This is a genomic window from Listeria sp. SHR_NRA_18 (assembly GCF_003856515.1).
Classification (GTDB): Bacteria; Bacillota; Bacilli; order Lactobacillales; family Listeriaceae; genus Listeria_A; species Listeria_A newyorkensis.
Genome location: NZ_QPKR01000001.1, coordinates 563,077 through 585,276 on the forward strand (window position 1 = coordinate 563,077; position 22,200 = coordinate 585,276).

Below are 22,200 nucleotides of genomic sequence, written 5' to 3' on the forward strand. Positions count from 1 at the left end.
TCCGGACTCCTTCACCGCTTAGTTTTGGCGCAACGCTTGGATAGCGCTTTTGGCGGCATTTTGCTCCGCTTGTTTCTTCGTTTTACCAGTTCCAGCGCCGCGTTTTTCTTGATTGATGGCGACGATAGCTTCGAAAGCCTTGCTGTGCGCTGGTCCTTTTTCATCTAGAATCGTATACGTAATCACGACGTCACGGTCTTTTTGCACAATTTCTTGTAGCTGCGTTTTATAATCGACGGTCTGCTCAAAATAGCCCACATCGATTTTCGGAAACACGACGCGCTCTAAGAAACGCACGACCTTGTCCAGCCCCTGATCGAGGAATAGCGCTCCGATAAAGGACTCGAATACGTCTGCGAGCAAGGCCGGGCGTGTTCTGCCACCAGCGCGCTCTTCCCCGCGTCCAAGTCGCACATACCGCGAGAAGTTCACCATCTCCGCAAAATCGACGAGCGAGGGCTCACAAACGATTGCTGCACGCATTTTCGTCATTTGTCCCTCCGCCATATTTGGAAATTTCGTGAATAAATAATGTGAAACGGTCACCTCAAGCACCGCGTCCCCTAGAAACTCCAAACGCTCATTATCCTCGATTTTCTCCTTGCGATGTTCGTTCACGTAAGACGAGTGCGTAAAAGCCGTTTTTAGAAGATTCGTATCCGTGAATGTAAAACCAACACTTTCCTGTAATTCTTCCCAAAGATTCATCCGTAAAGCCTCCATTTCGATACACCAGAGCTTTATTTTCTAAACATCTTTAAAATAAGAGTCTGCTTAGAAAATAAACTTTAATGTGGAAAAAGAGGATGTCTAGATGCGCGACAGAATTTTTAACCGGAATACCCGTCTAAAACAGTCTGTGCTACCTAGACACCCTCGTTCATTTGTTTAAAACAAGTCGGAATTATGCGTTCGCCTCTATGTATTTCACAGCGTCCCCAACTTTTTCAATATTTGCTGCATCATCGTCTGAAATTTCTACACCAAATTCATCTTCAAGTTCCATAACCAATTCAACAACGTCTAGTGAATCTGCACCTAGATCGTCTTTGAAGGAAGCTTCTAAAGTCACTTTAGATTCCTCGACGCCTAAACGGTCAACGATGATCTTAGTTACTTTCTCTAATACTTCTGCCATTGTTTACTTCACCTCCCTCCAAGTATTATATAGGATTTCTTCGTATTCGTAAACTATTAATTAAAAAATTGTTTAAATTAGCGATATTCCAGGTGCCGCTGAGCTATTTATTTAGGTATATCTCATAGTTTTCCGCGTAGCTTTTCGTTGCATCTAAGCCAAAGTGGGTAAAAATATCCTGTTTTATCTTAGCGTTTTCTGGATGGCGCAAATCACTTTTGTCATCTGCCATATCCAGCTTTCTGCCCAGTAGTTCCGCTCGATTTCGAAACAGGATACTAAAACCAATGGACTCAAATCGATATGGATTGCTACTGTAGTGCATAGCGTCTATTGCCTCGTTTAGATAGCGGTTATAGTTTTTAATATTCGTTTCTAAATAAATCATACCATATTGAAGATAAACCGTATCAGGATCTTGTCCATCAATGCTACGACTATATGAAATTGGAAATTCAAGCTCTGCTGGTTGAAGCGACCTGTTTCCAATAACATTATATTCTCCATAATAGAAAACATTGTCAGCAATAAAATCTGACGGAAAAGCCGGACACGTGGCAAGTTCGTCTAAATCAAAGTTCTCAGTGTCACTGACTTTATTATACACTTTAATGACTATAGGCTTTCCCATCAGATGCAAGCCATAATGCTTTTCTTGTAATATGCCTTTTTCAACCGCTTTTCGAATTGGATCAATAACTAACAAGATTCTGCCTACACCAAATTTTCTTCTCCCTAATTTAAAGGTAAAAAAGTCACCCGCTTGGTATTTTTTACGTTGGCGCTTCATTGATTTAAAGGCATTTAGCTGTTTCAAATCTTTCTCTGTTGAGTCGCGCATCCATTGATTCAACCAGAGTTTTAAATCATCAAAACTCTGCCCTTCCTCTTCATTGCCAAAAGAATTATAGAATGTCGTCTGCGTGGTGAAATTAGCAATTGTAACATAGCCATTGTATCTAAAATAGACACCAACGCCTCGACAATTTTGTAGCGCAGTAAAATTCAATTTCTTCGGTTTTCCTTTTGCTGTCTTTGGAAGCAGGATTGTTCTATTTTCAGAAGTATTTTCATTTAGACTGGTCTCAAAATAGCTATTCTCATGGACATTTATTTGTTTGCATAATGCATCACCATCAAAAAATAGCGTTATGTGTTCATTGAATACGACCCTATCCCAACTATCCTCAATAAGCGTCAGGCCAAGATAGCTCCGCTGTTCATTTGTTAATTCGAACAACATTTTTTCACTCCTAGCTAAGCACTTTTCTGAATTTATTAATTTCACCTTGACTACCTTCCAAATCATCCCCGTACCACCAAACTGCCGGGCGACGAGAAATGCCCAGATTCTAGGCGAAGTCGAGCACCGAAGCGGAGCGTACTCAGGTACGTGAGCATCGGAGCACAGACTTTAACGACGAAGATGGGTATTTCTCGTCGCCCGGCAAGACTACATTGTCATGCCGCCATCAACTGCGATCGTCTGCCCCGTCATGTAGCTTGAAACATCGCTTGCCAAGAACAATACAGCATTCGCAACGTCTTCCACTGAACCGTATTTACCAAGCGGAATTTGTGCTAACATTGCTTCTTTTGTTGCTTCATCAAGCTCATCCGTCATTTCCGTAGCAATGAAACCTGGAGCGACCGCGTTCACGTTAATGCCACGTGTTGCTAATTCACGCGCCGTTGTTTTCGTAAGACCGATAACGCCGGCTTTACTCGCCACGTAGTTTGCTTGACCTGCGTTTCCAATCAAGCCAACAACGGACGTGATGTTAATAATTTTACCGTAGCGCTGTTTCATCATCGTGCGAGAAACGGCTTTTGTGCATAGGAAAACGCCTTTTAGATTCGTATCGATAACCGCATCCCATTCGTCTACTTTCATGCGCATCAATAGGTTATCGCGCGTAATTCCTGCGTTATTGACTAAAATATCGATTCGACCGTATTTGTCGACTGCTTCTTTAAATAAGGCTTGTACGTCTTCCTCCACAGCAACATTTGCTTTCATCGCCGCTGCTTCTCCGCCCGCTGCTACAATCTCGCTAACGATTGCTTCTGCTGCTTCCTGAGAGCCATTGTAGTTAAAAAATACCGTTGCGCCTTGCTTGGCTAGCGTCAGAACGATTTCGCGACCAATGCCGCGCGAACCGCCTGTAACTAGGGCTACTTTTCCTGTTAAAGTCATTGTTTTGCTGCCTCCTTCAATTGTTCCGCTACTTCTTTGACAGAGGCTACATCACCTGCTGCTAGAATCGTTACATCGCGATTAATTTTCTTGATTAGGCCGGAAAGTACTTTGCCTGAACCGATTTCAACAAACGTATCCACGCCTTCTGCTACGAGATTCGTAATGATATCTTCCCACAAAACGGGCGAATAGATTTGTTGTACTAATTTTTCTGGGATCGCGTTTTTATCTGTCGTTGCTTTTGCGTCAACGTTATTCACGACTGGAATCGTGCCGTCTTGGAAAGTTACTTTTTCTAACTCTGCTTGGAATTGTTCGGCCGCTGGAACCATTAATTTAGAGTGGAATGGGCCGCTTACTGCAAGAGGTAACACGCGTTTGGCACCTGCAACTTTTGCTTGTTCGCCTGCTTTTTCAACGCCTGCTACGGTTCCTGAAATCACGATTTGGCCCGGGCAGTTGAGGTTCGCTAGCTGCACGTCATCGCCTTCTGTCGTTACGGAATCCGTTATGGCGCCTAGTGTTTCGCGATCTAAGCCTAAAACTGCTGCCATCGCGCCTTGACCATTTGGCACAGCTGCTTCCATCAATTTACCGCGACGGTGTACTAAATAAATCGCGTCTTCTGCTGACAAAAAACCGCCTGCAACAAGCGCGCTGTACTCGCCTAAACTATGTCCTGCAACGAAATCCGCTTGGACACCATACGTTTCCAATGCTTTTAAAATTGCCACACTCGTCGAAACAAGCGCTGGTTGGGCGTTTTCTGATTTTGTTAAAAGTTCCATTGGACCGTTCTCGATCACGTCGGTGATGGAATAGCCTAATTTAGCGTCAGCTGCTGTATAAACCGCTTTTGCCTCTTGATATTCTGCTGCAACATCTTGCCCCATGCCGACTTTTTGTGAGCCTTGACCGGGAAATACGAATGCTATTTTACTCATCTTTCGTGCCTCCTTCTTGATTTGCTTTATCTTGTTCTGCTTTTAAGTGACCGCTCGCCACTTCGGTTATAATTGTTTCCACGACTTGCTTTTGGACCATATCGCGTGCTTGACGAACCGTTGAAAAAATCGCGTTCGCATTGGATGAGCCATGTGCCTTAATGACTGGGGCTTGGACGCCGAATAAACAAGCGCCGCCGTATTCGCTGTAGTCCATTTTCGCTTTTAGTTCCATCAAATCTTTTTTCAAGAACGATGCAGCGATTTTATTTTTGAAGCCGTTCATTAAGCTCATTTTCATCAGGCTGAAGAATGCGCCGGCTGTTCCTTCGATCGATTTCAACACCATGTTCCCCGTGAAACCGTCTGTTACAATAACATCCGCAACATCCATCATGATATCACGTGATTCCACATTGCCGACAAAATGGTACACGTCTTGATTCTTCATTAACTCAAAAGCGCGCTTCGTCAAATCGTTTCCTTTTGTTTCCTCGGTTCCGATATTGAGCAATGCCACGCGCGGACGCTCGATTTTACGGACTTTCTCCGCGTAAACCGAACCCATTAATCCAAACTGCAAAAGGTGTTCGGGTTTTGCTTCGGAATTCGCACCTAAATCGAGCATCACAAAACCTTTTCCGGTAACGGTTGGCAAAGTTGGTGCAAGCGCTGGGCGATCGATGCCTTTAATGCGGCCAATCACGAACAGACCCGTTGCCATCAAAGCACCCGTGTTTCCCGCCGAAATGCACGCATCTGCCTCGCCATCTTTCACGGCTTGCGCGGCTAAGACCATCGATGCTCTTTTTTTACGCTTCACAGCACGGACTGGTTCATCGTCACTTTCGATTTTTTCGTCCGTATGTATGATTTGAATGCGCGTTTTATCCGCCAAATATTCATTGATTTTCACTTCATCACCAAAAAGGAGGAACTCTACATCTTTATACTGTGCCGCGGCTTTCATAACTCCGAGCACAATTTCTTTAGGCGCATTATCGCCGCCCATTGCATCTATCGCGATTCTCATTTCACGTCACTCCTTTTTTCTTTTGTATGGTACATCTCAAATTTTCCTTTTAAAACCAGTTCATCCCCGACATAGCTGTTAACATCGACAATCGTGATCGACTTACTATCGCGGTCATCACGCACTTTCGCCTTGGCAATCACACGCTCGCCTTCTTTTACGGAATGAATAAAACGGACGGTGGCTTGCGTTGTAAGTGCCAAATCGTTCGGAATAATCGCCGTTGCTAGCGAATTAGCTTGGGCGAACAAATGATGTCCGCGGGCAATTTTATTTCGTTTAAAAACATGTTCTGGACCTACTTCAAAAATCGAAATAGCGCCTTTATTTAATTCAATGTCAATGATTTCACCGATAATTTCTTCGATTGGAAGGGAGCGAACGGCATCTGCGTAGTTTTCGGAAGCCACGTGTTTGATTCGTTCGCGAAGTTCTGGAATCGCGAGTGCGACCCGGTCTAGTCGAACGGTCTGCACGCTGACTTGAAACTTTTCGGCCAATTGTTCGTCGGTGATAAACGGATTGTCTTCAATCGCTTGGACCAGCCGCGTTTGCCTTTCTTTTTTCGGATATTTTTTCATCCGCGTTCCCTCCTTTTCTTTTTTGAATTTTAACACCAGATACTAAGAGTAATATATAAAAAATGCTCTCAACATGCAAGTTATAAGGCTAGGCATGTTTCGGGAATCAGTCTAATTTCTGTTCCCCGAAGACGCCGTTCGCCTCGAAAAAGTCGCGTAATGGAGCGTATTCTGCTTGTTCTAAAAAGCCATCGTGATAAATGATTTCGACGGCGTCTTGGCGGGCAATTTCCAAAACGCGATAGTCATGCACCATATCGGCGACTTTAAATTCTGGGATACCGCTTTGTTTTTTGCCGAAAAAGTCGCCGGGACCGCGGAGTTCTAAATCGCGTTCGCTGACAACAAAGCCGTCATTTGTCTCGGTCATGATGGTCATCCGCTCCTTGCCGACTTCGGTTTTCGGGTCGGCGATGAGGACGCAAAAGGACTGCTCGGCGCCACGGCCAACACGACCGCGAAGTTGATGCAGTTGCGCGAGGCCAAACCGGTCTGCGTCGTAGATAACCATCATCGTTGCGTTTGGAACGTTGACGCCGACTTCGACAACCGTTGTAGAGATGAGGCAATCGATTTTGTGATCGTTGAAGTCCCGCATAATCTGGTCTTTTTCTACCGATGGAAGTTTACCGTGCATCAAGCCCGCCGAGTGCTTGCCTTGCCATTTGCCGTTTAGAATATTATATACGTCAATGGCATTTTGGACGTCTAATTTCTCTGATTCTTCGATAAGTGGGCAGATCACGTAGGCTTGACGCCCTTTCGTGATTTCCTGTTCGATAAAACCGATGACGCGTTCGAGCATTTGATGTTTCACCCAATACGTTTCGATTTGCTTCCGACCGGCCGGCAATTCGTCGATAACGGACACATCCATTTCGCCAAAAGCCGTGATGGCAAGCGTCCGCGGAATCGGTGTCGCTGTCATGAATAGAACATCGGGAAACGCGCCTTTTTCGCGCAAGACACGACGTTGCTCGACGCCAAATCGATGTTGCTCATCCGTGATGACAATCCCTAACTTCTTAAAAATAACCTCGTCTTGAATGAGGGCATGTGTTCCGACAAGAACATCGATTTCTCCTGCTTCCAGCAACGCCAACATTTCGCGCCGCCGCTTGCCTTTGACGCTACTTGTTAGGAGTCCGACGGTGACATCGAAGGGTTGCAATAAATCGACTAACGAATTCGCGTGTTGCTCTGCCAAAATCTCTGTCGGTACCATCAATGCACCCTGAAAACCACTTTTTGCAGCAGCATAGAGAGCGATCGAGGCCACGACGGTTTTTCCAGACCCTACATCCCCTTGAAGCAGGCGGTTCATATGGAAATGCGATTTCATGTCGCCGCATATTTCATTGACCACTCGTTTTTGTGCGCCGGTAAGCGGGAATGGCAAGCTTTCGATATAGTGACGCAGATCATTGACATCATAATCAATCGATACTCCGCCAGTCCGTTCACGCTCTATTTTGCGGAATAGCTGCATTTTCAACTGGAACAACAGGAATTCTTCGTACACCATCCGACGCCGCGCCTGTTTCAGCTCTTCCGGACTTTTTGGAAAATGTAAAAATTGAACCGCTTCCTGCCTTGAAATCAGCTGATATTTTTGCAGCCATTTGTCAGGTAAAATTTCAACGATGGAGTCACTGTACGCGTCAAAAGCAGCGGCCGTGAATTTCAGCAACGTTTTATTTCGAATCGTGCCTTTTAGCCTGTAGACCCCTTCAAGCGCTTCTTCCGAGGTTTGATGTCCCAACTTATATTTACTAGCTGTAATCTGCGCGCGACCTTTATCCCACTTCCCTGAAACCGTCACCGCATCGCCAATCGCCAGTTTACCTTTTATGTACGGCTGATTGAAAAAATCGATTTTCACGACTTGATGCCCCGATGCAACGCGAAAAGACAGCTTCGATTTCTTCCTCCCGTAGTAGGCCAGAGTAGGCTCGGTCAGGACTTCGCCTTGCACCGTCACCCGCTCCTCATGCGCCACTTCGGACAAATCCCGCAACCGATAATCCTCATACCGATACGGAAAATTGAAAAGTAAATCTGCTACTGTCTCTATATCCAATTCTTTTAACGTTTTTGCCGTTTCAGCGCCGACACCCTTCACGTCAGTCACTGGAATATCATTCAGATTCTTCACGTTCCTCTTGCGGCGACAAACCAAAGATCTTTCTTTGTACTGCCCTACCAGTAGGTGTTGCCGCTAGACCTCCTTCGCCGGTTTCACGTAATGAACTCGGCATTTGTAACCCCACGCGGTACATTGCCTCAATCACTTCATCACATGGAATTCTACTTTTGATACCCGCTAATGCCATATCCGCTGAAATCATCGCCTGTGAAGCCCCTAGCGCGTTACGTTTCACACACGGAACCTCAACAAGACCAGCCACAGGATCACAAACAAGTCCTAACATATTTTTCATCGTCATCGCCATCGCTTCAGCTGATTGTTCCGGAGTCCCGCCTGCCGCCTCCACAATCGCAGCCGACGCCATCGCACTCGCCGATCCAATCTCCGCTTGGCAACCACCTGCCGCGCCAGAAATAAAGGCTTTATTCGCCACTACAAATCCGAATGCACCAGCCGTGAAAAGGAAGCGCAACATATCATCACGCGACATGTTCAAACGATCCTTCACCGCGTAAAGCACACCAGGAACAACCCCAGCGCTACCCGCAGTCGGCGTCGCACAAATCACGCCCATCGCAGCGTTGACCTCATTTGTCGCAATCGCTTTAGCCACCGCATCTAAAATCGTCTCGCCGGAGAGCATATTACCTTTCGCGATGTATTCCCGCATGAGAACCGCATCACCACCTGTTAAGCCAGTAGTGGACTCGACGCCGTCCTCCCCGCGCGCAATAGCCTCTTCCATCACAGTTAAATTACGATCCATGACCTCCAAAATAGTTTCACGCGTATTGTTCGTAACGTGCATTTCACGCTCAATCATAATTTCCGAGATTGGTTTATTGTCGCGATTTGCGATATCGATAAGTTCTGCAACTGAATGGAACATTTTCTTGACCTCCTTTACTTTCATGTTTTATTTATAATTTTATAAAACAAAACTAGCCACCTGATAAATGTCTGGTAACCCTTTAATCTCGTCCAAAACAACCTGATCCACGCGCTGGTCTACCTCAAGCACCATCAAAGCTTCGTCGCCTTTTACTTTTCTAGATACTTTCATTTGTCCGATATTAATCTCATGCTTGGCAAAAATTCCCGAAACAGCTGCAATTGCGCCAAACTGATCTTTATGTAACACTAAAACAGCCGGCGACATTCCCGTAAACTCGAGCTCGAACTCATTCAAGCGTACAATTTCGACCTTACCGCCACCGATTGATGCCCCAACCAACGTTGTCTGTTGCATCCCATTTTTAAGCACTAATTTTACCGTATTGGGGTGAGCCGCTTCCTCGCGTTCCTCGATGAAATTAATATGCATGCCCCACTCTTCGGCCAATTTGATCGCGTCCGGCATCCGCTCATCATCCGTCTCAAAACCAAGCAAACCACCAATCAGCGCCACATCCGTCCCGTGCCCCTTATACGTCTTCGCAAAAGAACCATACAAATGAATATCCACCTGCATTGGCATCTCATTAAAAACACTCCGAGCCACAGCGCCAATCCGACAAGCCCCAGCCGTATGCGAACTCGAAGGCCCAATCATCACCGGCCCAATAATATCAAACACACTATTAAATTTCATCTCACTTCACCCCTTCTTAATTAGTATAAAATCTCTCAATCTCTTGTTCCAGTTTGGATACACCGCCAAACCTCAGCGGCGCGGCAAATGTTCATATCCTAGGCAAAGCCGAGCACCGAAGCGGAGCGTACGACTGTACGTGAGCATCGGAGCACAGGCTTTAACGACGGAGATGGACGTTTGCCGCGTCGCTGAGCGACTACTCGACGGAGAAGATGTAAGGGTAGACCGGCTGCCCACCAGAATGAATCTCAAATTCAATCTCAGGATACTGATTCGACACAAGCTCCGCTACTTTTTCAGCATCCGCCTCCGTCACGTCTTCCCCGTAAAGCAACGTCACAATCTCACTATATTCATCGACCATTTCAGAAAGCGTCGCAACTGTAGCTGCTTCAAGGCTTGGATGGCTCACTTTAATGTCGCCTTCCACAATCCCGATATAATCATCTTTCTTAATCGTCACGCCTTCCACCGTCGTATCACGAACCGCTGTCGTCACTTGTCCGCTCGCGATATCTTGAATAGCCGCAATCATCTCATTCGCATTATCCTCAAATGTGAAATCTGCTTGGAAAACAAGCAATGCCGCTAAACCTTGTGGAATCGTTTTCGTCGGAATAATTTTAACCTTATCTTCGCCTAAAATAAGCGCGGCTTGATCTGCAGCCATTTGAATATTTTTATTGTTCGGTAGTACAAAAACTTGCTCGGCATTTGCTGATTCAATCGCCTTCACAATATCTTCCGTACTTGGATTCATCGTTTGACCACCAGAAAGAACGACCGTAGCGCCAACACTTTCAAATAGGCGTTTAATACCCTCTCCAACCGAAACCGTCACGATACCATAAGCCGCTTTTTCAGATGCTTCTGCCGGTGTATCTTTCACGACTTCGCGATGTTGTTCGCGCATATTATCGACTTTCATTTTGATGAGGCTACCGTATTGTTGACCGTAATTGAAAACATTTCCCGGATGCTCTGTATGAACATGGACTTTTGCCACTTCATCGTCTGCAACAACAAGCAAGGAATCGCCCATTTCTGAAAGATCCGCGCGGAATTTCTCTTCATCAAATTTCTTTTGTCCCGGTTTATTTTCATTGATTTGCACCATGATTTCCGTGCAATAACCGTAAACGATTTCTTCTGTTGACATGACATCCTGCACGTGGCGATGATGTTCGGCATTAATAAGCTCGCCCATCGAAGCCGTGTAGTTCGTTATGCCATCTTCATTGCCTGTTAACGCCGCGTAGAATCCCTCATAAATAATAATCAAGCCTTGCCCACCACTATCCACGACGCCAACTTCTTTCAAAACTGGCAACATTTCTTGCGTTTTGGCAAGTACGATTCTACCTTTTTCAAGGATTTGTTGCATCACGAATTCGATATCATCTGATTCATTGGCCGCGATTACACCCGCTTTTGCTGCTTCACGAGCCACCGTCAAAATCGTACCTTCGACTGGTTTCATCACGGCTTTATACGCGGTCTCCACGCCAGCCGTAAACGCAGCTGCCAATTCTTTCGTATTAAGTTCGGTTTTGCCTTCGATAGACTTTGAAAAACCACGGAAAAGTTGGGATAAAATAACACCCGAATTACCGCGCGCTCCCATTAGAAGTCCTTTTGCTAAACTGCTTCCTACTGCGCCAACCGTGCTCATGCTATTTCGACTAACCTCTTGCGCACCGCTCGTCATAGAAAGATTCATATTGGTCCCAGTGTCTCCGTCTGGAACTGGAAAGACATTCAAAGAGTCTACGAAATCTGCGTTCTTTGCTAAATTTTCCGATCCAGCTGCAATCATTGCCGCTAATTTTTCTCCATTCAACTGATACATACTCACGATTACGTATCCTCCCTTATGATTCGTTCGTCACACGGACACCCTGAACATAGATATTCACAGAATCAACTGTGATGCCCAACGTTTTTTCTAATGTATACTTCACGCGCTCTTGTACGTTATGAGCCACTTCGGAAATCTTGGTACCAAAACCAACAATAATATACATATCAATATTTAAACCCTCATCCTCTTGACGAACAATAACACCTTTCGTATAGTTTTCACGACGTAAAATATCAGTCAAGCCATCACGGATTTGATGTTGACTCGCCATCCCAACAATGCCGAAATTCTCCTCTGCCGCACCCCCAGCAAGCGTTGCGATCACGTCTGTTGTGATATCAATTTTGCCAAGTTTTGTTTCCATTTCAATTGTCATCTTTATAGTTCCTCCTTATTATTAAGTAGGTTTTGTGGAAGAAGCCGATTTCTTGCCTGCGCTTCCTGCTATCTTTACTTAAAAAATCACACTAACATTTCTGTTCCTTTCTATTCTACTATAATTAAAGGGGGTTGGGAAGGAGTTTGTTGTTGTGACTCTTATGAAGCGTCTTTTGCTGAATTAGAGTCTCAATATGAGTGTGAGTACAGCGAGCATTCGTTCCATGCCCCTTGCGGAATTAGATTGTCAATATGCATGTGAGCGTAGCGAGCAGGTAATCCATCCGTGGCTCTTAGATGCTGAACTATGATGCTTGCTTAATTAGTATATGAGCTGGAAACTTGGATGAATGAGAATGTAGTGAGCATTCGTTCCTTGTGCTTGGCTAAGAGCATTGCTTTCACTTGAAAAACTTTTCGCCCTGATTTATGCGTGATGCCCAAAACAGCAAGGGCTACTTTCGGCATAGCGTAAGTCATATTCAGCGTTCGTTTGTAGGGTTCTTCACGATTTGTCTAGCTTCAACAGCCAGATCCTCGAAATTTTCGTGGCCTACGCAAAAACCAAGTGCGGGTTTTCACTGCGCCCCCTATGTTGTGGCTCTTATGAGGCATCACTTGCCGATTTAGAGCCTCAATACGAGTATGAGCAAAGCGAGCATTCGTTCCATGTTCTCCACCATCACGTTTTGCACCTTCGGATTCAGCTCCAGAAGCCACATCCTAGAAAACCAAAGGCTACTCTTAACTTAGCATAAATCATGTTCTGCGTTCGTTTGGTGATTGCTTCACGCTCTGTCTAGCTTCAACAGCCAGCTTCTCGGAAATTTCGTGGCCTCCGTAAAAATCAAAAGAGGATTTTCACTGCGCCCCCTAACAATTTCTGTCGAAGCTAACGGGCTGTTTCCGCTTTTCATGGTGTCAAGTAAAAATTCTTTGCAGGTTTTTCGCTTAAGAGGTTGCAATTGAAGTCTGTTTATGATAAATTATTGTAGTATATGAAAAACAAAAAGCTATTTTTATGCGATAGATGGGTAACTAGCAGCTTTTTTGAAGTAGCTCTGTAAGGAGGGAAATAACGATGGCAAAAGTATGCGTAATCACAGGTCGTAAAACTCGTTCTGGTAACAAACGTTCCCACGCGATGAACGCAAGCAAACGTACTTGGAAAGCAAACTTACAAAAAGTTCGTATCTTAGTAAACGGCAAACCTAAAAAAGTTTGGGTTTCAGCTCGTGCGCTTAAATCCGGTAAAGTTGAACGTGTTTAATAAGAAAATGGATGCAGGTCTTCGGACGCTGCATTTTTTCTTTGTCTAAAAACCGTTCTTGTGAAACGTCCCTAGTCACTTCATTTGCAGTCTTATTCTTACGAAGCTTGAAGCCTAAGTTATCACATCATCCCAGCCCGAACAAAAAAATAGCAGACAAGAACACAATCGTGATCTCACCCACTATTCAACATACTTCTATATCCGCATAAAATTAGCACCACGTTCAAAAATTCGAATATCCTCGCCAGTCCCTTTACCAATCTTATTGTAAATCTCTTTTTCAGTCAGGTCTGTTCCTTTCGTATTCCAAGGAGTAAGCGCCAGCAATTGCCATGCACCATCCACTTTTTGAAGCGTCAATTCTAGTTTTTCCGGCTTTTCTTTATCCATGAATGTGAACAAATAATAAATCTTATCTTTTTGGTAATAGGCGCCATATAAGTAATCTTTGCCCTCAATTATTTCTTTATACGTGCTATTATATGTCGGCAAGTCGAATAATGCATTCCCCACCGTATTTTTCTGGACACTCGTTGCATCTTTAGCAAAAATAGCTTCAATTGTCTGTGTTGCGAGCTTGTCCGCCGCTTCATCCGGACTCGAACTCTTGTTGTCGTTTAAGCCATTGGGAGCTGTCGAACAAGCGGAGAGTGCGAGAAATAAACATACTAATAGCAAGATTTGAAAGCTTTTCTTCATCAGCGTTCGCCTTTTTCTAGTTTATCTACGTTAGAAACGATGACGCCACCAATAAGAATCGCGATTCCAGGGAATGGATTCACAAAAATAGCACATGCGATTCCCGTGATTGTTAACGTTAAGCCAGCTTTGTAATAGCTTTTTTTGATTAGGAAAATCAGTCCAACAACCGCAATAATCATGAAAAAAATCCCAATGTAAGTCATGCTCATCAAGGCATTATATAACGGATTGGTGCTGCTTTTTCCGAGATTAATAAAGGTAGAAATTTGTACGAGAACGCTTAAAATCAATCCGATAATCGTCACAATCAGGGCTATTTTCGATCTTTTTGCGATTAAAGCTGTATTATCTTTCATTGCAATACTCCCTCTAGTCATTACTTTGGATAAATAAAATTAAACCTGTTTGGAATGAAAACGTGCCTTGTTCGTCCAGAAATTCGTTGCTGGAAAGTGCGGCTCCAAATGGGTAGTCGGCTTCGGTTAATGGGTATTTGAATCCTTTTAATGTCAGTTTTGTCACGTCTGCCATCGTTATGAAGGCGGCGTATTTTTTGTCCGGAATTCGAGAAACTGTATATTCGCCTGGCATGTACATTTTGATATAGTTATAGCGATCGATTAGCTCGATTTTAGAGATAACATCCAGATAACGTGGTTGCATGAGCATCATAATGTTCGCAAGTAGGTGATCCAGACGACCACCCGTCGCGCCAAAAATTCGAATGAGGTCTGGTTGTTGAGCGAGCGCCCACTGAAGGCCTATTTCGGTGTCTGTTTCGTCTTTTTCGGCTGGGAATTCGGTTACTTCGGTTAGTGTTTTTAAGTGCGCTAGTTCTGGTTTGGAAAGGGAATCGAAGTCTCCCATCGCGATGATAGGTGTGATACCGCGATTGGTAAGGCGAATGGCACCGCGGTCAACGCCGATCCACGGGATTGTTTTGTCGTATTGTGATATATCAGGGAGTTCCAATTCTGGACCTCCGACCATGATATGTAAGGTTTTCATTGGATTTATCTCCCTCCTTGGTATGCATAGAGATGTTGTGGCTCTTATGAGGCATCATTCGCCGATTTAGAGCCTCAATACGAGTGTGAACAGAGTGAGCATTCGTTCCTTGTACTCCGTCATGACAGGCTCCACTACAAACTTTTCTACAGCTGAACGGCGGACTAATAGTAATTTGGTAGTTATTCATAGTCCAGCAATCTTGTTTGCTGGAACGCTTCGGGTTCTTGACGTATCATCGTTTCCAGATCTAGCTTTGTTGTGGTTCTTGAAAAGCGTTTTTTGCTTTTTTAGAACCTCAATATGCAGTTGAATGTAATGAAACTGCATTCCTTTTAGCCAGCCCCTCGAAATTTTCGTGGCCTCCGCAAAAGTCAAAAGAGGACTTTTACTGCGCCCCCCTATGTTGTGGCTCTTATGAGGCATCATTCGCCGATTTAGAGCCTCAATACGAGTGTGAACAGAGTGAGCATTCGTTCCTTGTACTTCGTCATGACAGGCTCCATTACAAATTTCTCTACAGCTGAACGGCGGACTAGTGATAATTTGGTGGTTATCGTAGTCCAGCAATCTTGTTTGCGGGAACGCTTCGGGTTTTTGACGTATCATCGTTTCCAGATCCAGCTTCAGAAGCCAGCCCCTCGAAATTTTCGTGGCCTCCGCAAAAGTCAAAAGAGGACTTTTACTGCGCCCCCTAACAAATTTTTTCGGGTCTAACGGGCTTCTTCAGCTTTTCGTTATTCCCCCACAATTTCCCGCAGCTTGTCCACGGCTTTCTCTCTGTTCTTATTTCCATAAATATACGATCCTGCGACAAAAACATCGGCGCCTGCTGCTACGCATAGTGGTGCAGTTTTATCGTCCACGCCGCCGTCTACTTCAATCTCAATGTCTAAGCCTTTTTCGTCAATCATTTGCTTCGCGGCTGTAATCTTTGGTAGCACTTCTTTAATAAAACTCTGGCCGCCAAATCCTGGATTAACCGTCATAAATAGTATTAAATCGACTTCTTCCAACACATGCTGAATCATCTCAATCGGTGTCGCCGGATTCAAAACAACGCCCGCTTTCACATCAAATGAACGAATTAACTGCAAAGTACGGTGTAAATGCGGGCATGCTTCTACGTGTACTGAGATGTAGTCCGCGCCAGCTTTTGCAAATTCCGGAATGTATAAATCGGGATTTTCAATCATCAAATGTACATCCAGTGGCAATTTTGTAACCGGTCGAATGGCTTTGACAACACTTGGTCCGAACGTGATATTTGGTACAAAATGACCATCCATCACATCAACGTGAATGTAGTCCGCACCGTATCCTTCCACTTCCTTAATATCTGCTGCTAAATTGGCAAAGTCTGCGCTGAGTATCGATGGAGCTATTTTTCCCATGTTAATACCTCTCTTTTTTGTTTTTGACTTCGGTTAAAATTTGAATGTAATGCTTGTACCGAAAAGCTGCAATTTCACCATTTTCAACTGCGGTTTTCACGGCGCATTTCGGCTCGTTTTCGTGAACGCAACCGCGGAACTTGCATTCGCCGCGACGCCGATCTATTTCTGGAAAGCAAAATTGGAGATTTTCAGTCGTTAATTCGTCCATTTCAATCGAGCTAAAACCTGGTGTATCCGCAATAAAACCGTCGCCGATTGTCATCAATTCCACATGACGTGTCGTATGTTTTCCGCGTCCTAACACGAACGAGATGACGCCTGTTTCAATATCTAAGTTCGGATTCAGTGCATTGAGTAACGTCGATTTCCCAACACCGGACTGGCCTGCAATCACGGCAATTTTCCCAGCGATAACGTCAAGAACAGCTTTTTTATCGATTTCGGTATTCGTCAGCAGCACTTGATATCCCGCTTCCTCATATATCGCTTGGTACTCGGCGATTTCGGCTTTTCGCGCGTCATCCGCCAAGTCCATTTTGCTGATACAAATAACGGGTTCCACGTCTTCCAACTCAATAGCTACCAAGAACCGGTCGGCTAAATTAGCGGAGAAATCCGGCTCCACTGCTGAAAAAACGAGCAATGCTAAATCGACATTCGCAATCGGTGGGCGTACTAGCGCATTTTTCCGAGGAAGTAGGTCTAGCACATACCCTTCTTTTAAATTATCTGCTTGAAAAACGACATGATCGCCGACGAGTGGTGTCAATCCACGTTTTCTAAAATTACCACGCGCGCGACATTGATAGGTTTTGCCCTCGCAATAAACGTAATAAAAACCGCTTAACGCCTTCATAATTTGTCCTTCCAGAAAAGTCACCTTCATTTCTTATGAATTTGGATAATCAATGGTTTCCTCTAAAATAACGGTATTATCGCGAACGACTTTGTAACCGCCTTGTGTGCCTTCTTCAATGTCAAAAGATAGCGTCTCGGTTGTGTCTTTCGTGATATCCATTTCTTTGTAGGCTTTCGTCATACTGTTATTCTTGTCTTGAATATAAATCTGAATATGCTGTGGTACGAGCGGATTCGCAGCTGGATCTTCCGGCTCATACTTGATATTAATGGTTCGTTTGACCGTTTTCACTTCTTTTTCTTTCGGACCTTTACTCATCACAACCGTCACTTTATCGCCTTTATTTAAAGACGCACCTGCTTCTGGTTTTTGCGAGATGACTTGGCCAGCGCCGACTGTATCGGAATATTCTTCACTGCCAACGGAAATAGTAATGTCGTTAGAGCTCGCATAATCGTCTAAGCCGACTTGGTTAAATCCAGATAAGTCTTTTAGCGTTAACGGTTGCGCGCCCTTACTCACCACGAATGAAATCTCTGTATCCGCAGCAACAACCTCGCTTCCTGATGTCGGATCTTGCGAAATAATCACGCCTGAATCGACGGAATCGCTATATTCCTCGGTGTAGCTTACTTTTTTGTAGCCTTGCTGCTCTAATACTTGTTTCACGGTATCGTATGTCTTGCCGGTGTAATCTTCTACCGTGATTTTTTTCGCGCCAATGCTCATGTATAGATTGACTGTTGAGCCTTTTTCTTCGCCTGTCCCAATTTCGGGATCGGTTTCAATGATTTTTCCTTCATCGACTTTATCGCTATTCTTCTCAAACGTTTCTCCGACGACAAAGCCCGCGTCTTGCAGTTTTTGCACGGCGGTTTCTTTCGTATCATTTGCCACGTTTGGAATCTTCACTGTGGCTGGGGGACGACCCATGAGCCAGAGGGCAACGATGATAATCGCGAATAAAAGAACGACGGCGGAAATAATCCAGATTTTCTTTTTGTTGCTCTTTTTCTTTTTCGGTGGTTCGGTAGGTTCTTCTGGTTTTTCAGCGGCGCTGACCACCGTATTATCGAGGTTTTGCATCGCGCTTTTCGTTGCGATAATCGGGATGGTTTTCGTTTCGCCATCGTCCATCGGGAATACGTATTTCGGTTCGTTGCGCCGCTCTGGGTCCAACGCCGTTTTTAAATCTGCTTTCATTTCTTCAGCCGTTTGATAGCGCAAAAATGGATCTTTGGCCGTCGCGCGAATAACGATATTTTCTAAACTTTGTGGAATATCTTGGTTTTGGTCGCGAATCGATGGGATGCTTGCTTGTAAATGCTTGATTGCGATGGAAACCGGCGATTCACCGTCATGCGGGACTTTCCCGACAAGCAATTCGTAGAGGACGATTCCGAGTGAGTAAATGTCTGATTTTTGTGTTGCCATGCCGCCTCGGGCTTGTTCTGGTGACAAATAATGCACCGAGCCGAGTAGCGAATTGGTTTGCGTAATCGATGTTTCAGAAAGGGCCATCGCGATACCGAAATCGGTAATTTTCACAGCGCCGTCATGGTCGATTAAAATATTTTGTGGCTTCAAGTCACGATGGACGATATGTGCACTGTGGGCTACCGCAACGGCTGAAACGATTTGGAGCATGATATCCACAGCTTTTTCGAATGGAATTGGATGGTTTTCATGAATGTACTGCTTTAAATCCATTCCTTCTACGTATTCCATTACGATGTAGTGAAGGTCGTTCTCCTCGCCTACATCGTAAATGCTAACAATGTTTGGATGCACCAGGCTTGTCGCTGATTGTGCTTCTCGCTGAAAACGGCGTATCAAGTTGCTTTCATCTGCTAAATCAATGCGCAATACTTTGACAGCCACATTGCGATCAAGAATCATGTCATGTGCAAGAAAAACATTGGCCATTCCGCCGCCACCGATTGCGCTGACAACTTTGTAACGGTCATTAATTCGCTTGCCGATCATCATGATACATCCCTACCTTTCTCCCTTAAATTCCGCTCCAAAAGCAACACCGTGATGTTGTCCTCTCCACCGTTTGCGTTCGCTTTCGTGATAAAAATGTCCGCTTTTTCTGCGAGCGTTCGTTTGCTTGTGAGAACCGCTTCGATTTCTTGCTCCGTCAGCATATTCGATAAACCATCCGAGCAAAGCAACAGCTGATCCTTCGCTTGAAATGGCAAAATAAAGACATCCGTCTCTACGTTTCCTTCAATGCCTAGCGCGCGTAATAAAATATTTTTGCGTGGATGATTCTCCGCGTCTTCTTTCGTAATCTCGCCTTTACGAAGCAGTTCATTGACGAGCGAATGGTCTTCGGTAAGCTGTTCTAGCACACCATTTTTCATAATGTAACCACGACTATCGCCAACGTTTGCCACGATGATTTGACTATTTGAAAAAACGGCCGCAACAAGTGTTGTTCCCATGCCTTGAAGGGTTGGATCTTGTTTTGCGTGCGCCAAAATTTGCTCGTTCACGGCTTGAATAGCTTCGCGGAACCATGCGTCGATTTCTGCCGCAGACTTCATATCAGCAACATTTTGCCACTTTTCGCTGAGTAAACGAACCGCCATTTCACTAGCAACGTCGCCAGCTCGGTGACCACCCATTCCATCTGCAACGATGACCAGCGGATTTCCGAGTTGATTTTCGAAAATGCCACCGTTATCTTCATTATGATTTCTGATTCTGCCTCGATCTGTTCTAAATTCTGCATGCATATTGCTTACACCTCACACTGCTGGGAAAATTTCAACCATTAAAACCTGTCTTTCCCTTGCTTATTTGTTGGTTATTTTGCGGAATGCGGCGATGAAGAAACCGTCACTTCCTATATCTGTCGGCACTAATTCGAGGTAATCTCCTTGTACGAAAGGACTCATTTTTTCAGGAACCTGTACTTGTTCTAATTGGAATTCCGGGTGATTTTCAAGAAAATTCTCCACAACACCACGGTTTTCCGTTTGGTCAATGGTACACGTACTGTATATTAATATACCATTTTCTTTAAGCAATGCGCCAACCTCAGCTAAAATTGCCTGCTGAATCCGCGCCAAATTCTCGATATCAGACTCCGTTTTACTATATTTAATGTCTGGTTTACGACGCAACACGCCAAATCCGGAACAAGGAGCATCCACCAAAACACGATCAAAGCTTTCTGGTGCAAAAAGTTCACTCGCTTTTCTGGCGTCAAGCACTTCCGTCGTGATGTTCGTCAAATCGAGGCGTTTCGCGGCTTTATTCACTAGTTTCGTTTTATGCGGATGAATATCAAGCGCGACGATTTCGCCGGTATTATGCATTTTTTCAGCGATATGCGTTGTTTTTCCACCTGGCGCCGAACATGCATCGAGCACATGTAAGCCGTCTTCTAGTTGCAAGGCATGCGCGACAAGCATCGAACTCTCATCTTGAATCGTGCAACGACCGTTATGGTAGGCTTGCGTTTCAGCAATCGAGCCGCGTTCCATCATTAAAGCCTCTGGAATATAGGCGTTTTGCTCCGTTTCGATCCCTTGCGCAGAAAGCTCGGCTTGAAGTTCCGCAACCGTCACTTTATTTTCATTAACACGAATGCTTTGCGACGGCGCCTCTAAAAAGGACAACCCAATTTCGCGTGTCTTTTCAGCGCCAAATTGCGCGATCCAACGCTTCACGAGCCATGTCGGCAAACTAGATTCCACAGAGATTTGCGTTGTTTCATCCTGAATGTCCTCGATTTTTGGCACACCTTTACGAATCACATTCCGCAACACGCCATTCACGAATTTCGTCACGCCATCATGCCCACGTTCACGCGCAATTTCGCCGGCTTCATGTAGAATCGCATGCTCTGGCACTTTATCGAGGAACTCCAATTGGTACACCGATAACCGCAACAAATTCAAAACCCAATTTTCAGGTGCTTGTCGCAAAAATGGCGCTAAGTAAAAGTCTAGCGTGATTCGGCGTTGTGTCGTTCCGTAAACGAGCTCGGTTAAAAGTCCGCGGTCCATTGGATTTAAATCGCTATTTTTGAGCGCGTCGTTGATTAGTAAATGACTAAACGACTGGTTATTTTCGATTTTCTCGATTAAGTCCAACGCTATTTCGCGGACTGTTTCTGGTTTTTTCATATCTCACCGAACCTTGTTTCTAGATTTAGATGTTGCCCGGCTCCCGCCATATAGTCAGCAACAGCCATTTTTTGCTTGCCTGCTGGTTGTACGATTTCCGGCACGATGACCGTTTTGTCACCCGTCGCAATCGCAAAATCGTGTTTTGTCGTCCAGACAATTTGTCCAGCTGGGACTTCTTTATTCGTCTTTTCGATGCGCGCCTGCCAAATTTTAAAAGCATTCCCAGCAAGCGTCGTATAAGCAACCGGCCACGGCGAAAGTCCGCGAATCTGGTTAAAAATCGCTCGACCATCACGCGTCCAGTCGATTTTTTCCTGCTCCCGCTTAATATTCGGCGCAAACGTCACACGGCTCGCGTCCTGCGGTTCGGGCGTCAATTTTCCAGCTAGAAGGTCTGGCAAAGTGTCCATCAAAAGCGACGCACCAACCTCGCTCAGCTTCTCAAACATCGTCCCCACATTATCCGCATCCGTAATCGGAATACTGCGGCGCGCCAACATATCGCCAGCGTCCAACTTCTCGACCATGTACATAATCGTCACGCCCGTCTCCGTTTTCCCATCCAAAATCGCATAATGCACCGGCGCACCGCCACGATACTCCGGCAAAAGCGACGCATGCACGTTGATACACCCATGTTTCGGCGCCTCGAGCAACGCATTCGGCAAAATCTGTCCGTATGCCGCCGTCACAATCAAATCCGCGCCAAGTCCGATTAATTCGTCCAATTCCGGCGAACTCCGCAACTTCTCCGGCTGATAAACCGGAATTCCCCGTGCAACCGCAGCTTCCTTCACTGGTGGCGGCGTCAACACACGCTTACGTCCCACCGCACGATCCGGCTGCGTCACAACCGCAATCACCTCATATTTATCCGCGACTTGCTCTAAAACAGGCACCGAAAAAGCCGGCGTCCCCATAAAAATTATCTTCGTCAT

At 45.1% G+C, this 22,200-nt stretch carries 22 protein-coding genes; 1 reads left to right on the forward strand and 21 read right to left on the reverse strand.

From position 1 onward, the window contains the following. Positions 1 to 18 precede the first annotated feature (18 nt). The 12 genes from rnc to DUK53_RS02880 form a co-directional block, all read right to left on the reverse strand. On the reverse strand, positions 19 to 708 hold the full coding sequence (gene rnc, locus DUK53_RS02825) for a ribonuclease III (protein ID WP_036093337.1): 690 nt from the start codon (positions 706 to 708) through the stop codon (positions 19 to 21). A gap of 196 nt (positions 709 to 904) precedes the next feature. Then, complete coding sequence (locus DUK53_RS02830) at positions 905 to 1,138, reverse strand: acyl carrier protein (protein ID WP_036060159.1); 234 nt, start codon at positions 1,136 to 1,138, stop codon at positions 905 to 907. A gap of 103 nt (positions 1,139 to 1,241) precedes the next feature. Beyond that, the gene (locus DUK53_RS02835) at positions 1,242 to 2,447 is read right to left on the reverse strand and encodes an immunity 26/phosphotriesterase HocA family protein (protein ID WP_077917903.1); all 1,206 of its coding nucleotides are present in this window, start codon (positions 2,445 to 2,447) and stop codon (positions 1,242 to 1,244) included. A 144-nt stretch (positions 2,448 to 2,591) separates the two neighbouring features. After that, the gene (gene fabG / locus DUK53_RS02840; protein ID WP_036093342.1) at positions 2,592 to 3,335 is read right to left on the reverse strand and encodes a 3-oxoacyl-[acyl-carrier-protein] reductase; all 744 of its coding nucleotides are present in this window, start codon (positions 3,333 to 3,335) and stop codon (positions 2,592 to 2,594) included. Then, positions 3,332 to 4,282 (reverse strand): ACP S-malonyltransferase, encoded by a 951-nt coding sequence (gene fabD / locus DUK53_RS02845; protein WP_036093345.1) that lies wholly within the window; start codon positions 4,280 to 4,282, stop codon positions 3,332 to 3,334. Before fabD ends, fabG begins: the two co-directional genes overlap by 4 nt. Continuing rightward, on the reverse strand, positions 4,275 to 5,315 hold the full coding sequence (gene plsX / locus DUK53_RS02850; protein ID WP_036093346.1) for a phosphate acyltransferase PlsX: 1,041 nt from the start codon (positions 5,313 to 5,315) through the stop codon (positions 4,275 to 4,277). Before plsX ends, fabD begins: the two co-directional genes overlap by 8 nt. Then, positions 5,312 to 5,896 (reverse strand): transcription factor FapR, encoded by a 585-nt coding sequence (fapR, locus tag DUK53_RS02855; protein ID WP_036093349.1) that lies wholly within the window; start codon positions 5,894 to 5,896, stop codon positions 5,312 to 5,314. Before fapR ends, plsX begins: the two co-directional genes overlap by 4 nt. A gap of 106 nt (positions 5,897 to 6,002) precedes the next feature. Beyond that, entirely contained in the window at positions 6,003 to 8,051 is a 2,049-nt protein-coding gene (gene recG / locus DUK53_RS02860; protein ID WP_036093351.1) for an ATP-dependent DNA helicase RecG, read from the reverse strand. Continuing rightward, positions 8,035 to 8,934, reverse strand: a complete 900-nt coding sequence (sdaAA, locus tag DUK53_RS02865) for an L-serine ammonia-lyase, iron-sulfur-dependent, subunit alpha (protein ID WP_036093354.1) — start codon at positions 8,932 to 8,934, stop codon at positions 8,035 to 8,037. The genes recG and sdaAA overlap by 17 nt, the downstream gene beginning before the upstream one ends. Positions 8,935 to 8,973: 39 nt before the next feature. Beyond that, positions 8,974 to 9,636, reverse strand: coding sequence for an L-serine ammonia-lyase, iron-sulfur-dependent subunit beta (gene sdaAB / locus DUK53_RS02870; RefSeq protein ID WP_036093357.1), 663 nt, complete (start codon positions 9,634 to 9,636; stop codon positions 8,974 to 8,976). A 199-nt stretch (positions 9,637 to 9,835) separates the two neighbouring features. Then, positions 9,836 to 11,494, reverse strand: a complete 1,659-nt coding sequence (locus tag DUK53_RS02875) for a DAK2 domain-containing protein (RefSeq protein WP_036093358.1) — start codon at positions 11,492 to 11,494, stop codon at positions 9,836 to 9,838. A gap of 16 nt (positions 11,495 to 11,510) precedes the next feature. Next, positions 11,511 to 11,876, reverse strand: a complete 366-nt coding sequence (locus DUK53_RS02880; protein WP_036093360.1) for an Asp23/Gls24 family envelope stress response protein — start codon at positions 11,874 to 11,876, stop codon at positions 11,511 to 11,513. Positions 11,877 to 12,959: 1,083 nt separating this feature from the next. On the opposite strand from DUK53_RS02880, the gene rpmB reads away from it, so the two are divergent. After that, positions 12,960 to 13,148 (forward strand): 50S ribosomal protein L28, encoded by a 189-nt coding sequence (gene rpmB, locus DUK53_RS02885; RefSeq protein ID WP_036060116.1) that lies wholly within the window; start codon positions 12,960 to 12,962, stop codon positions 13,146 to 13,148. Positions 13,149 to 13,346: 198 nt separating this feature from the next. Here the strand turns inward: rpmB and DUK53_RS02890 are convergent, their stop codons facing one another. From DUK53_RS02890 to fmt, 9 genes are all read right to left on the reverse strand, one after another. Further along, complete coding sequence (locus DUK53_RS02890) at positions 13,347 to 13,850, reverse strand: hypothetical protein (protein WP_036093367.1); 504 nt, start codon at positions 13,848 to 13,850, stop codon at positions 13,347 to 13,349. Continuing rightward, complete coding sequence (locus DUK53_RS02895; protein ID WP_036093369.1) at positions 13,850 to 14,209, reverse strand: DUF1418 family protein; 360 nt, start codon at positions 14,207 to 14,209, stop codon at positions 13,850 to 13,852. Before DUK53_RS02895 ends, DUK53_RS02890 begins: the two co-directional genes overlap by 1 nt. 13 nt (positions 14,210 to 14,222) lie before the next feature. Continuing rightward, positions 14,223 to 14,861, reverse strand: a complete 639-nt coding sequence (locus DUK53_RS02900) for a thiamine diphosphokinase (RefSeq protein WP_036130854.1) — start codon at positions 14,859 to 14,861, stop codon at positions 14,223 to 14,225. Positions 14,862 to 15,598: 737 nt separating this feature from the next. Further along, on the reverse strand, positions 15,599 to 16,255 hold the full coding sequence (gene rpe / locus DUK53_RS02905; RefSeq protein WP_036093373.1) for a ribulose-phosphate 3-epimerase: 657 nt from the start codon (positions 16,253 to 16,255) through the stop codon (positions 15,599 to 15,601). A gap of 1 nt (position 16,256) precedes the next feature. Continuing rightward, entirely contained in the window at positions 16,257 to 17,144 is an 888-nt protein-coding gene (rsgA, locus tag DUK53_RS02910; RefSeq protein WP_036093374.1) for a ribosome small subunit-dependent GTPase A, read from the reverse strand. Positions 17,145 to 17,147: 3 nt separating this feature from the next. Continuing rightward, entirely contained in the window at positions 17,148 to 19,106 is a 1,959-nt protein-coding gene (gene pknB / locus DUK53_RS02915) for a Stk1 family PASTA domain-containing Ser/Thr kinase (protein WP_036093376.1), read from the reverse strand. Beyond that, positions 19,103 to 19,861: a Stp1/IreP family PP2C-type Ser/Thr phosphatase gene (locus tag DUK53_RS02920; RefSeq protein ID WP_036093377.1), complete on the reverse strand. Its 759-nt coding sequence runs from the start codon at positions 19,859 to 19,861 to the stop codon at positions 19,103 to 19,105. The genes pknB and DUK53_RS02920 overlap by 4 nt, the downstream gene beginning before the upstream one ends. Before the next feature lie 60 nt (positions 19,862 to 19,921). Further along, positions 19,922 to 21,259 (reverse strand): 16S rRNA (cytosine(967)-C(5))-methyltransferase RsmB, encoded by a 1,338-nt coding sequence (gene rsmB / locus DUK53_RS02925; RefSeq protein WP_036093379.1) that lies wholly within the window; start codon positions 21,257 to 21,259, stop codon positions 19,922 to 19,924. Beyond that, the gene (fmt, locus tag DUK53_RS02930) at positions 21,256 to 22,200 is read right to left on the reverse strand and encodes a methionyl-tRNA formyltransferase (protein WP_036093381.1); all 945 of its coding nucleotides are present in this window, start codon (positions 22,198 to 22,200) and stop codon (positions 21,256 to 21,258) included. The genes rsmB and fmt overlap by 4 nt, the downstream gene beginning before the upstream one ends.